We start from the raw sequence: 11651 nt of genomic DNA on the forward strand, positions 1-11651 counted from the left end.
GCCGGGCCCGCCGCTCGCCCCACGGGTCCGCCCGCCGCGCCGCTCTGCCAATGGGTGAGCGCCCGCCCCGCCCGTCCCACGGGCGCGCGCGCCTGCCCGGCTACGGACCGGCGGCCGGGCCCTGCCCCACCGTGACCCCCAGCAGTTCACGGAACGCCTCGGTGCCCTCCGGGGTCACCCGCACCGCGCGGCCGGAGCCGATCCGCCGCACCCAGCCGCGGTCCAGCGCCGTGGCACACAAAGCCGCGCCGAGTGCCCCGGCCAGGTGCGGGCGGCGTTCCGTCCAGTCCAGGCAGTCCCGTACCAGCGGGCGGCGGGCGCCCGCGGGGCGCTCGTAACCCAGGGCGCCGGCCAGCCAGGTCCGGCCGGACGGGGTGACGGACAGTCCGGACCCGGTGGCCACCAGGCCGCGGGCGATCGCCGCGTCGGCCAGCGCCACGCCGAGCCGGCCGGCGAGGTGGTCGTAACAGGTGCGGGCCCGCGCCTCGGCGCCGAGGCGCACCGACGCGCGCAGCCCGTGCGGCCGGGGGCGGTCGTCCGGTGCGTACGCGGCGAGGGCTTCGATCAGGCCGGCCGCCTCCGGGCCCGCCAGCCGCACGTAGCGGTGCCGGCCCTGGCGTTCCTCGGCCAGCAGGCCGCCCTCGATCAGACGGGTGAGCTGCTCGCTGGCGGTGGACGGCCGGACCCCGGCGTGCCGGGCGAGTTCACCGGCGGTCCAGGCGCGGCCGTCGAGCAGGGCCTCGCAGAAGGCGGCACGGGTGCGGTCGGCGAGCAGGCCGGCGGTCTCGGCGAGCGGGGACATGCGGCCATGATGCCCCCGGAACGGTTCGGGCCGCGCCGAACCGTCCCGGCCGTAGGTTCGGGGCATGACGCACACGACGCCCGCCGGCCCCGGCACCCCGTTCGCCCGCCTGCACCACCAGGACACGCCGCTGCTGCTGCCCAACGCCTGGGACCACGCGTCCGCCGCCGCGCTGGCGGCCGAGGGGTTCGCCGCCGTCGGCACCACCAGCCTCGGGGTGGCCGCGGCCGCCGGGCTGCCGGACGGGGCCGCCGCCACCGCCGGCGCGACCCTGGCCCTGGCCCGGCGGCTCGGGGCGGACGCGTTCCTCTTCAGCGTCGACGCCGAGGGCGGATTCAGCGACGACCCGGAGGAAGTGGCGGCACTGGCCCTGCGGCTGCGCGACGCGGGCGCCGCCGGGATCAACCTGGAGGACGGCCGGCCCGACGGCACCCTCGCGCCCGCCGCGCTGCACGCCGCGAAGATCGCCGCCGTGAAGGCGGCCGCCCCGGAGCTGTTCGTGAACGCCCGTACGGACACCCACTGGCTCGGTCTGCGCCGGGACGAGACCACGGAACGCCTCGCCCGCTACGAGGAGGCGGGTGCGGACGGCGTGTTCGTCCCCGGGGCGGCGGACCGGGACCTGATCGCCGCGCTGGCCTCCTCGGCCGCCACGCCGCTGAACATCCTGTACACGCCGGCCGGCCCGGGGCTCGGCGAGCTGGCCGCGCTCGGCGTGCGCCGGGTCAGCCTCGGCTCACTGCTCTACCGCAGGGCCCTGGCCGCGGCCGTCGCGACCGCGGCCGCCGTCCGGGACGGCGGGGCGGCGGACCCGGCGGACCTGGCCGCCCCGTCCTACGCCGAGGTGCAGGCGCTCGCCGGTCCGGAACTACAGCCGTAGTGCGGAGGACGGCCGGGACCCGCCCCGCCCCGGGCCCCGCCGCGGTGCCCGGCTCCGCCCGATACCCGGTGGCCCCGCCCCGGGACCCGCGGCGGTGGCCCCGGCCGCCCGATACCCGGTGGAAGCCGGGGCGTCCGCTCGGCCAGAGTGTTCCCGTGACGACTCCTGCTGACGGCTTCCTCCCGGGGCTCGAAGTGTCCCGGGTGCTCTACGAGGACGCGGTGCGGCCGCTCCTCGACGAGGAGTTCCCCGGGCTGCGGTACTCCGCCGCGCGGACCGGGACCGGGTCCGAGGTGCTCGGCTTCGACACGGCCCGGTCCGCGGACCACGAGTGGGGACCGCGCATGGAGCTGTTCCTGACACCGGAGGACGCCGCCCGGTACGGAGCGGAGCTGCACCGGCTGTTCGCGCACCGGCTGCCGAAGCGGGTGTGCGGCCTGCCGACGAACTTCCGCCGCGTCGACGCCGCCGACCCGGTGGGCGTCATGGAACCGACGGACGGCCCCGTCGAGCACCGGGTCGCCGTGTACGACCTCGCCGGTCTGCTGCGCGAACGGCTCGGCTGCGACGTCACGACCGCCGACCCGGGCCCCCGGGACTGGCTGGCGATGCCGCAGCAGCGGCTCGCGGAGACGACCGGCGGCGTGGTGTTCCACGACGGCCTGGGCACGCTGCGAACCGCGCGGCAGCGGCTCGCCTGGTATCCCGACCAGGTGTGGCGGTATCTGCTGGCCTGCCAGTGGCAGCGGATCTCGCAGGAGGAGGCGTTCCCGGGCCGCTGCGCCGAGGTGGGCGACGAGCTGGGGGCCTCGGTCGTCGCGGGACGCCTGGTGCGCGACCTGATGCGGCTGTGCCTGCTCCTCGGGCGGCGGTACGCGCCGTACGGCAAGTGGCTGGGCAGCGCCTTCGCGCGGCTGCCCGTGGCGGAACAGCTGACTCCGTCGCTGCGCGGCGCGGTGGCGGCGACGGACCACCCGGCGCGCGAACGGCATCTGTGCGAGGCGTACGAGACGGTCGCCGCCCTGCAGAACGAGACCGGGCTCGCCGAGCCGCTGGACCCGGCCCGCCGGCCGTACCACCGGCGGCCGTTCCTGGTGCTGCACGCCGAACGGTTCGCGACCGCCCTGTCCCGCACGGTCACCGATCCCGCGCTGCGCACGCTGCCGCCGGCCGGCGGCGTGGACCAGTGGTCCGACAACACCGACTTCCTCGCGTCGCCCCGGCCGGCGCGCGCGGCGATCGGGGCGCTCGGGGCGCTCGGGGCCCTCGGGTGAACGGCGACGGAGCGGTGACCGGCGGGGCGCCGGTGAGCAGCAAGGAGGCGGCGGCGGTGAGCGGCAAGGGCGGGCGAACGGCGACGGAGAAGCGGCGAACGGCGCAGGGGCGGCGGCAGTGAGCCACGCAGGCGCGGCGAACGGCGACGAGGCAGCGACGAGCCACGAGGGCCCTGCGCGTGGCGACGGAGCGGCGGGGAGCCACGAGGGCCCTGCGAACGGCGGCGTGGCCGCGGTGAACGGACTGCCGTTGTTGTGGCTGTGCGGGCCGTCCGGCGTCGGCAAGTCGACCGTCGGCCGGGAGATCCAGCAGCTGCTCGGCCGGGACGGCTGCCCGGTCGGGTTCGTGGACGCCGACCAGCTGGGGCTGTGCTACCCGGCACCGGACGACGACCCGGAGACCTACCGGGTCAAGGCCCGGAACCTGGCCGCGACCGTGCCGGCCTTCCGCGCGGCGGGCGTCCGGTGCCTCGTTCTCGCCGGCGGCGTGCACACCCTCGCCGCGGTGCGCACGTACACGGATCTGCTTCCGGACGACGTCCCCGTCACGCTGTGCCGGCTGCGCGCGGACCTCGGGGAGCTGCGCGAACGGTTCGTCCGGCGGGGCTGGCTCACCGAGCTGGCGGACCTGATCGTGCGCGAGGCCGACGAGCTGGACCGTACGGGGTTCGCCGACGTGTGCGTCGACAGCAGCGGGTTGTCCGTGCCGGAGACCGCGCGGCTGGTGCTGGAGCGGACCCGCGGGCGGCTCGGCGGCGCGGCCGCGGCTCCCGCCTCCCGCTCCGGCCCGGCATCCGTGGCCACCTCGGTGTCCGACTCCCTGTCCGGCTCGGTGTCCGACTGCCTGGCTACCTCGGTGTCCGACTGCCTGTCCGGCTCGGCGTCCACCTCCGTATCCGGCTCGGCGTCCGGCTCGGCATCCGCTCCTGCGTCCGGCTCGGTGTCCGCTCCCGCCCCGGGCTTCGGCTCCGCCCCGGGCTTCGCCTCCGACCCGGTCCTCGCCTCCGCCACGGTCCCGGACCCCGCCGGGACTGCCGGAGCCGCACCGCTCCCGGGACCCGCGACCGCGGGGGTGCCGCCGACGGTGCCCGTCCTGTGGCTCTGCGGTCCCACCGCCGTCGGGAAGTCCACCGCCGGCTGGGAGGTGTTCGTCCAGATCTGGCGGGACGACGGGATCAAGGCCGCCTACGTCGACCTCCAGCAGATCGGTTTCCGGCTGCCCGCCCCGGCGGACGATCCCGGAAACGACCGGCTCGCGGCCCGCAACCTCGCCGCCATGTGGCCGGTGTTCCGTGCCGCGGGGGCCCGGTGTCTCGTCGTGTCCGGCGGCGCCGCGGACCGGAGCGTCGTACGGGCGTACGAGGAAGCGCTGCCCGGCGCCGCGTTGACGGTGTGCAGGCTGCGGGCCCGGCCCGAGACGCTGACCGAGCGGGTGCTGCTGCGCGGCCGGGGCGCGGGACCGAACATTCCGGGTGACGCGCTGAAGGGCAGACCGGCCGGGGAACTGCGGCGCGTCGCGCGGGAGGCCGTACGGGCGGCGGAGGAGCTGGAGCGGGCCGGGCTCGGCGACCTGTGCGTGGACACGGACGGGCTCTCCGCCGCCGATGTGGCCCGGTCGGTACGCGTCCGGGCGGCAGCGGCCGGTCCCCGGGCCGGGGGCGCCGGGCGGACGGAGGACGGCGGCGGAGAGGGCCGTGCCGACCGGGCGGGGAACGGCGGCGGCACCCGTGGCGCCGGCCGGGCAGGAGACCCCGCGGGGGGAGGCGGCAGCGGCACCCGGGCGCACGACGGCGGGCGGGCGGCGAGCGGCGGCCGGGCAGCGTGGCCCGCCGGGGTCAGTCGGGAAGCACGTCCAGGGACTCGAACCGCCAGCGGTTGACCGGGCGGGCGACCAGCTCCGGGCCCGGTTCCGGGAATTCCGGGAGGTCCGCGTCGTACGGGGCGTCCCACCAGGTGATGACCAGCACGCGGTCCTCCCTGGCTCCGAAGATCTCGCGGCGCAGCGGCGTGCCGTCCAGCCACTGTTCCCGGACCCATTCCAGCAGTTCCGCGTCGCGTCCCTCGACGGCGCGGGCTTCCCACATCAGCGCGACAGTCATGAGTACAGGTTGCCCTTGCTCAGCTCGTGGAAGTGGTCGTGGGCATGCGCGTGTCCGCCGTGCGGGTGCTCCGCGTGGGAGTCGCCCGGTGTGTGGCCGCCGTGGGTGTGGCCGCCGTGGGTGTCGTCGTGGTCCTCGGCGTGGACGTCGTACAGGGCGGGCACGTGCGGCTCGGTGACGGGCAGCGAGGAGTCCGCCGACAGGTCCCAGGCGGAAGCTGACCGACCACGGGCCACCATCTCGGCGCCCAGCGCGGCCACCATCGCGCCGTTGTCCGTGCACAGCTTCGGCCGCGGGACGCGCAGCGTGATGCCGGCGTCCTCGCAGCGGCGTTCGGCCATGGCCCGCAGCCGGGAGTTCGCCGCGACACCGCCGCCGATCATCAGATGGTCGACGCCGTTGTCCTTGCACGCCCGTACGGCCTTGCGGGTGAGGACGTCGGCCACCGCCTCCTGGAACGACGCCGAGACGTCCGCCACCGGCACCTCCTCGCCCGCGTTGCGCTTGGCCTCGATCCAGCGGGCGACGGCCGTCTTGAGGCCGGAGAAGGAGAAGTCGTACGCCGCGTCGCGCGGGCCGGTGAGGCCGCGCGGGAACGCGATCGCGTCCGGGTCGCCGTCCCGCGCGATGCGGTCGATGACGGGGCCGCCGGGGAAGCCCAGGTTGAGCACCCGCGCGACCTTGTCGAACGCCTCGCCGGCCGCGTCGTCGATGGTCGAGCCGAGCGGCCGTACGTCCGAGGTGATGTCCGGGGCGAGAAGCAGCGAGGAGTGGCCGCCGGAGACCAGCAGGGCCATCGTCGGCTCGGGCAGCGCGCCGTGTTCGAGCTGGTCGACGCAGATGTGCGAGGCGAGGTGGTTGACGCCGTACAGCGGCTTGCCGAGCGCGTAGGCGTACGCCTTCGCCGCCGAGACGCCGACGAGCAGCGCGCCCGCGAGGCCCGGCCCGGCGGTGACGGCGACACCGTCGAGGTCGCTCGCCGCGACTCCGGCCTCGTCCAGCGCGCGCCGGATGGTGGGGACCATCGCCTCCAGATGGGCGCGGCTGGCCACCTCGGGGACGACACCGCCGAAGCGGGCGTGCTCCTCGACGCTGGACGCGACGGCGTCGGCGAGGAGGGTGTGGCCGCGGACGATGCCGACGCCGGTCTCGTCGCAGGAGGTCTCGATGCCGAGGACAAGGGGCTCGTCAGCCATGGATGGTCGTTCCCTGTTGATCTGCGGGGTCTGCGGAATCTGCGGAATCTTCCGGGCGTGCGGAATCTGCCCGGCGCTCGGGGTCTTCCGGGCGTGCGGGAGCTGCGGGGGCGGTGCGGGCCCCGGATGCCGCCGAGGCACCGCCGGCTGCGGGGGCTGCGGGGCTGTGGACGGCCGGGATTGCGGAGTCCGCGGACTCCGCGATCGCGGGTGAGAGGTCCCCGGCGCTGTCGGCGACTGCGGCCGGTCCGGTGCGGCGCATCACCAGCGCGTCGATGTTGCCCGGCTGGTAGTAGCCGCGGCGGAAGCCGATGGGCTGGAAGCCGAAGCGCTCGTAGAGGCGCTGGGCGCGGGTGTTGTCGACGCGCACCTCCAGCAGCACCTCCTCGCACTCGAACTCGGTGGCGGCGGACAGCAGCTCGGTGAGCAGGCGGCTGCCGAGGCCGGTTCCCCAGTGGTCCCGGGTGACGGCGATGGTCTGCACGTCCCCGGTGCCGCCGGCGGCGGCCAGTCCGGCGTAGCCGACGACCCGGCCGCCGTCCCTGCCGCCGGGGCCGCCCGCACTCCCGGGAGCCGCCCCCGGGGCACCGGCGCCTCCGTCTCCGTCTCCGTCCCCGGCGTATCCGTCCCGGTCCCCGGCGTTTCCGTCCCGGTCCCCGGCGTATCCGTCCCGGTCCCCGGCGTTTCCGTCCCGGTCTCCGGCGTTTCCGTCCCCGACCCCGCCCCGCGGGTCCCGGTGGCCGGTCTCCTGCGCGACGACGAAGTGACGGGAGGCGCGCGGGCCGCGCGCGTGGGCCAGTTCCGACCAGAACATGCCCGCCGACCAGGCGTCCTCCGGGAACATCTCCTGCTCCAGCTCCAGCACCGGCCCGATGTCCCACCAGCGCATCTCGCGCAGCGCCACGCTTCCGCTCACCGTGGTGTGACCACCTTGTAGTTGGCGGGCACCTGGGCGTCCGGGCGGCGCAGGTAGAGCGGCCGGACGGGCTCGCCGGGCTCGTTCAGGAACCCGTCCGTGCCGCCGGCCGCCAGCTTCTCGGCGGCGAGGGCGGCGAGGGCGCCCGCGGACTGGTGCTCGGGCATCCCGGCCGGTACGTCGCGGAACACGTCGCCGTAGAGCAGCGCGCCCGCGCCCACCGCCGGGCCGTCCGCGACCTGCCCGGCGACCTCGGCGGGCCGGTCGACGGCGGGTTCGGTGAGCCGGGTGCGCGGGTCGGCGTAGCGGGCCCAGTAGACCTCTTTGCGGCGGGCGTCGGTGGCCACGGTGAACGGGCGGCCGCCGGTGTCGAGCCCGGCCCGGCCGGCGGCGTACGCGATGCCGTCGAGGGTGCACAGGCCGTACACGGGGGCGCCGGTGGCGGCACCGAAGCCCGCGGCGGTGACGAGACCGACGCGCAGGCCGGTGTACGGGCCGGGGCCGGCGCCGACGACGAAGCCGGTCACGGAACCGAGCTTCACCCCGGCCTCGGCCAGCACCCGGTCGACGGCGGGTAGCAGCAGCTCGCCGTGGCGGCGGGCGTCGACCCGGCCGTACTCGGCGAGGACCCGCTCGCCGTCGTGGAGGGCGACGGTGACGGCTGGGGTGGCGGTGTCAAGAGCGAGCAGCAACACGGGTACAGCCTACGGCGCGCGCCGGGGTGCCCGGGCCGCTCCGCCGGCGCCCGGGCCCCGGCGGCACCGGGCGGGAACGGGCGAGGGGCGGGCGAGGTGGACGGCGGCGGGCGCAAGGACAGGGGCGGGCGCAAGGACGGGGGCGGGCGCGAGGACGGGGGCGGGCGCGAGGACAGGGGCGGGCGCAAGGACAGGGGCGGGACGGCGGACGAAACGAAGACGGGGACGGGGACGGCCGCAGGGACGGCGGACGAGGGCGGGCGCGGGCGCCCGCCGGGCCGGGAGCACGGTCGGAGGGCGGAGGGCGGGCCGAGGAGGGACCGGACGCGGCCGGGTTCGGGAACAGACCGGTCGCGGGCCGGGGAGACCGGGCGGCTCCGCGCGGTGGGCGGCAGGCGGCTCCGCGCGGTGGGCGGTGGGCGGCTCCGCGCGGCGGGCGGCCGGTCCGGCGGTGCTACCGTCAGGTTTTTACGGTCCGTACGCGGTGCGAAAAGGTGGGCGCAACGGTGGCAGTCAGCAGCTCGGGGAAGGTCGTGGCCGGGCTCACCGCGGCGGCGCTCGCCGCGGTCGGTTTCCTGGCCTACCAGGCTTCCGCGACGGCCCCGGACCGGCCCGCCCAGAAGGACCGCCCGAGCGCCTCGGCCTCTCCCGCCCCCGGGAAGCCGGGCAAGCCGGGCGCCGGGGACGACGGCAAGCGGACGCAGGCCGTGCCGCCCCGTTCCGGCAGTGGGGAACGGGTCGTCTACTCGCTCGGGGACCGCCGGGTCTGGCTGGTCGGCGAGGACGAGCGGCCCACGCGGACGTACGAGGTCTCGCCGAGCACCGTCTCCCCGCCGCCCGGGGAGTACGCCGTCACCTCTCGTACCGAGAACATCACCGGATCGGACGGGGTGCCGATCGAGCACTCCGTCGTCTTCACGTCCGTCGACGGTGTCGTGATCGGCTTCAGCGCGGCGGTGGACGGTTCCACGCCGGCCGCCGACCCGGAGCAGCGGACGGGCGGGATCCGGGCCTCGCGGGAGGACGGCGCGGCACTGTGGGAGTTCGCCGAGGCCGGAACGAAGATCGTCGTGGTCGACTGAGCCGCTCGCTCCGGCCGACTGAAAGGTACGGCCGTGGTCGCCTGAGCGATTCGTCGTGGCCGGCTGAACGGTTCATCGTGGTCGCCTGAGCGATCCCTCGTGGCCGGCTGAACGGTTCATCGTGGTCGGCCGAGCAGCTCGTGCCCGCGGCTCGTTCTCCCCCGGCCGCCGGTGCGCGGAACCCGTAACCCGGGGCCCCGGGTCGCTCAGGCGGCGTCGGGCCGCGACCGGGGCTCGGGAGGCGCGGGCCTGGTGGCGGAGGGGGCCGGGGCGGCGAGCACGTCCGCGGCGGTGACCTCGGCGGCCGGGGCTTGGTCCCCGGTACGGGGCTTCCGGGCGTCCGGGGGCGTCGACACCGCCGTCGCGGCCGCGCAGGAGGCCAGCAGCTGGCTCATCGACGGCTGCCCCTCGGACGGCAGCTGCTGTCGCGGCGCGTCGGCGGCGGACTCATGGCTCGGCATGGTGCCTCCCGGTTCTTGGGCGATGGACGGCCGGCTGTCGCGATCGGAGCGGCGGTTAGGTACACCTAACCAAGCCCTGTGGTCCCATGTGAACACGCCCGGCGTCGTCGGCGCAACATCTTGCCGACGGCTTGTCGGAAACGCCGCGGAAACGCTCGCCGAACAGCGGGTGCCGAGCCGCCCGTAACAAGCCGGGGCCGTCCGTCCGTACGGGCGGCCCGTACGGGCGGCCCCGCGGTGCGCGCGGACTCGCGGTCCCGCCCGCTCAGCCCTCCAGCGGCGACAGGTCCACCCCCGCCCAGCGCTCGCCGACCCCGGTCACCGCGACCTCGCGGATGTCGTCACCGGCGACCGCCTCCTCCAGTCCCCCGGCACCCTTCGCGGCCCCCGCGGACTCCGCCGGAGCCCCCTCGGCGCGGGAGATCACCACGTGCAGCCGGTCGTCCGACAGCTCCTCGACACGGCCCTCGCCCCACTCGACGACCACGACCGACTCCGGCAGCGACACGTCGAGATCGAGGTCTTCCATCTCGTCGAGCCCGCCGCCGAGCCGGTACGCGTCCACGTGCACCAGCGGCGGCCCGTCCCCCAGCGGCGGGTGGACGCGGGCGATGACGAAGGTCGGGGACGTGACGGCGCCGCGCACCCCGAGCCCTTCCCCCAGGCCCCGGGTCAGCGTCGTCTTGCCCGCGCCCAGCTGTCCGGTGAGCAGCACCAGGTCACCGGGGCGCAGCAGCCCGGCGAGTCTGCGGCCCAGGTCACGCATCCGCTCCGGGGTGCGAACGGTGAGGTGCGCGGCGGTGGCGGGCAGGGTGTCGGCCCCCGCGCCGACGCTGCCGCCGGCGTCCGGGGTGGTGAGCGGGTCGTACTCGGCGTCCATACCGGCGATGGTAAGGGCGGAGCCGGTACGAGCGGAGCGATCCCGGCCCGCGTCGCCCTCCGCTCGCCCGCAGCCGGGAGGCGACACCAAGCGATGGGCACAGGCCGGAGGCGACACCAACCGGTGGGCACAGGCCGGAGGGCACAGGCCGGAGGACACAGGCCGGAGGACAGGCCTGAACGGCACGCTCGCGGGCGGACGGCACGGCAGGGGAGGCGGCCGGAGGGCGGGACGGCCGGAGGGCGGGACGGCCGGCGCCGGATACGGCCCGGCACGGGACGCCTGAGGACGGACGAGACCGGAACGGGACGGCCGCGGCGGAGGGCGGTGGTCAGCCCCGCACGGCCCGGCGCGCCGGGCGGGTCGCCGCCGGGGTGGTGCTCGCGCGGTTCAGCAGGGCGGCCAGGTGTTCGGTGACCGTGTCCGGGTGTTCCAGCATGACCAGATGGCCTGCGTCCGGGACGAGCACCAGCTCGGCGTCGGGCAGCAGCTCCCCGATCGCCTCGCTGTGCGAGCTGGGCGTGACCAGGTCGCGTTCGCCCGCCAGCACCAGCACCGGCAGGTCCGCGAAGACCTCCAGCACATGCGCCTTGTCGTGCTCCTGGAAGGCCGGGTAGAACTCGGCGACCACATCGATCGGTGTCGACTCGATCATCTTCTCGGCGAAGCGGGCGACCGCCGGGTCCACGTCCCGCGAGCTGAACGAGTACCGCTTGACCACGCCCGCGAACAGGTCCGCCGTCGCCTGCCGGCCCCGTTCGACGAGCTTCGCGTGCGAGCCGAGCGTCCGCAGCACCCCGGGCAGCAGCCGCCGCACCGCGTTGACGCCCGCGACGGGCAGCCCGAAGTTGACCTGGCCCAGCCCGCCCGCCGAGGTACCGACGAGGGCGACGCCCGCGACCCGTGCCCGCACGTACTCCGGGTAGTGGCCGGCCAGCGCCATCACCGTCATGCCGCCCATCGAGTGACCCACGAGCACCACCGGCCCCTCCGGCACCGCAGCGTCGAGGACGGCCTTCAGATCGCGCCCGAGCTGGTCGATGGTGACGGGAAGTCCGTCCGCCTGCGCCGAACCGCGCTGCGAACGCCCGTGGCTGCGCTGGTCCCAGTGCACCGTACGGACGACTCCGCGCAGCGCCGCCCGCTGGAAGTGCCAGGAGTCCTGGTTGAGGCAGTAACCGTGGCTGAACACGACGGTGAGCGGAGCCGGGCGGCGCCGGCCGAACAGCCCGCGGCGGCGCGGAGCGTCGGGATCCGGGTCCGGCTCGTGCACCTCGTAGTGCAGCACCGTGCCGTCGTCCGCGACGGCCTCGCCCGGGGTGCCGCGCAGCGTGCCGTACGGGCCCGCGGTGTCCAGCGCGAGCCG

Annotated in this window: 10 protein-coding genes and 3 pseudogenes; 4 read left to right on the top strand and 9 right to left on the bottom strand. The window is 76.3% G+C overall.

Going from position 1 to position 11651, the window contains the following annotated elements; genetic code table 11:
- Window positions 1–100 precede the first annotated feature (100 nt).
- Window positions 101–802 carry an ArsR/SmtB family transcription factor gene (locus GCU69_RS20020; RefSeq protein WP_156206791.1) on the bottom strand — a complete coding sequence of 234 codons (702 nt, stop codon included), beginning with the start codon at window positions 800–802 and terminating at the stop codon, window positions 101–103.
- A gap of 88 nt (window positions 803–890) precedes the next feature.
- Here GCU69_RS20020 and GCU69_RS20025 point away from each other — a divergent pair.
- From GCU69_RS20025 to GCU69_RS20035, 3 genes and pseudogenes are all read left to right on the top strand, one after another.
- Window positions 891–1682, top strand: a pseudogene (locus GCU69_RS20025) (isocitrate lyase/PEP mutase family protein); the annotation flags it as partial.
- 155 nt (window positions 1683–1837) lie between these two features.
- Complete coding sequence (locus tag GCU69_RS20030) at window positions 1838–2956, top strand: DUF4037 domain-containing protein (protein ID WP_156206793.1); 1119 nt, start codon at window positions 1838–1840, stop codon at window positions 2954–2956.
- Window positions 2957–3074: 118 nt separating this feature from the next.
- Window positions 3075–4835: a hypothetical protein gene (locus GCU69_RS20035; protein WP_156206794.1), complete on the top strand. Its 1761-nt coding sequence runs from the start codon at window positions 3075–3077 to the stop codon at window positions 4833–4835.
- On the opposite strand, the gene GCU69_RS20040 is transcribed toward GCU69_RS20035, so the two are convergent.
- The 5 genes and pseudogenes from GCU69_RS20040 to tsaB all read right to left on the bottom strand — a co-directional run bounded on the left by GCU69_RS20040 (window position 4792) and on the right by tsaB (window position 7862).
- Complete coding sequence (locus tag GCU69_RS20040; RefSeq protein WP_098753553.1) at window positions 4792–5055, bottom strand: hypothetical protein; 264 nt, start codon at window positions 5053–5055, stop codon at window positions 4792–4794. The two genes, GCU69_RS20035 and GCU69_RS20040, sit on opposite strands and share 44 nt — an antisense overlap.
- Entirely contained in the window at window positions 5052–6251 is a 1200-nt protein-coding gene (tsaD, locus tag GCU69_RS20045; RefSeq protein WP_098753552.1) for a tRNA (adenosine(37)-N6)-threonylcarbamoyltransferase complex transferase subunit TsaD, read from the bottom strand. The genes GCU69_RS20040 and tsaD overlap by 4 nt, the downstream gene beginning before the upstream one ends.
- A 238-nt stretch (window positions 6252–6489) precedes the next feature.
- Window positions 6490–6789 (bottom strand): annotated as a pseudogene (gene rimI / locus GCU69_RS33910) (ribosomal protein S18-alanine N-acetyltransferase); the annotation flags it as partial.
- A 210-nt stretch (window positions 6790–6999) separates the two neighbouring features.
- Window positions 7000–7167, bottom strand: a pseudogene (locus GCU69_RS20055) (ribosomal-protein-alanine N-acetyltransferase RimI); the annotation flags it as partial.
- On the bottom strand, window positions 7164–7862 hold the full coding sequence (tsaB, locus tag GCU69_RS20060; protein ID WP_156206795.1) for a tRNA (adenosine(37)-N6)-threonylcarbamoyltransferase complex dimerization subunit type 1 TsaB: 699 nt from the start codon (window positions 7860–7862) through the stop codon (window positions 7164–7166). The gene tsaB and the pseudogene GCU69_RS20055, both read right to left, overlap by 4 nt.
- A gap of 506 nt (window positions 7863–8368) precedes the next feature.
- On the opposite strand from tsaB, the gene GCU69_RS20065 reads away from it, so the two are divergent.
- Window positions 8369–8944 (top strand): L,D-transpeptidase, encoded by a 576-nt coding sequence (locus tag GCU69_RS20065; RefSeq protein WP_176604611.1) that lies wholly within the window; start codon window positions 8369–8371, stop codon window positions 8942–8944.
- Between the two features lie 206 nt (window positions 8945–9150).
- Here GCU69_RS20065 and GCU69_RS20070 read toward each other — a convergent pair whose 3' ends face one another.
- The 3 genes from GCU69_RS20070 to GCU69_RS20080 form a co-directional block, all read right to left on the bottom strand.
- Window positions 9151–9405, bottom strand: a complete 255-nt coding sequence (locus GCU69_RS20070; protein ID WP_156206796.1) for a hypothetical protein — start codon at window positions 9403–9405, stop codon at window positions 9151–9153.
- A gap of 265 nt (window positions 9406–9670) precedes the next feature.
- The gene (tsaE, locus tag GCU69_RS20075) at window positions 9671–10285 is read right to left on the bottom strand and encodes a tRNA (adenosine(37)-N6)-threonylcarbamoyltransferase complex ATPase subunit type 1 TsaE (RefSeq protein WP_156206797.1); all 615 of its coding nucleotides are present in this window, start codon (window positions 10283–10285) and stop codon (window positions 9671–9673) included.
- 331 nt (window positions 10286–10616) lie between these two features.
- Window positions 10617–11651: alpha/beta fold hydrolase (locus GCU69_RS20080; protein ID WP_156206798.1), on the bottom strand; the 1035-nt coding region annotated here is incomplete at its 5' end.

The organism is Streptomyces lycii (assembly GCF_009735685.1).
GTDB classification, from domain to species: Bacteria; Actinomycetota; Actinomycetes; order Streptomycetales; family Streptomycetaceae; genus Streptomyces; species Streptomyces lycii.

Coding starts and splice junctions, on each gene's coding strand:
- GCU69_RS20020 (WP_156206791.1), bottom strand. CDS start 802: ATGTCCCCGCTCGCCGAGACCGCCGGCCTGCTCGCCGACCGCACCCGT.
- GCU69_RS20040 (WP_098753553.1), bottom strand. CDS start 5,055: ATGACTGTCGCGCTGATGTGGGAAGCCCGCGCCGTCGAGGGACGCGAC.
- tsaD (WP_098753552.1), bottom strand. CDS start 6,251: ATGGCTGACGAGCCCCTTGTCCTCGGCATCGAGACCTCCTGCGACGAG.
- GCU69_RS20070 (WP_156206796.1), bottom strand. CDS start 9,405: ATGCCGAGCCATGAGTCCGCCGCCGACGCGCCGCGACAGCAGCTGCCG.
- tsaE (WP_156206797.1), bottom strand. CDS start 10,285: ATGGACGCCGAGTACGACCCGCTCACCACCCCGGACGCCGGCGGCAGC.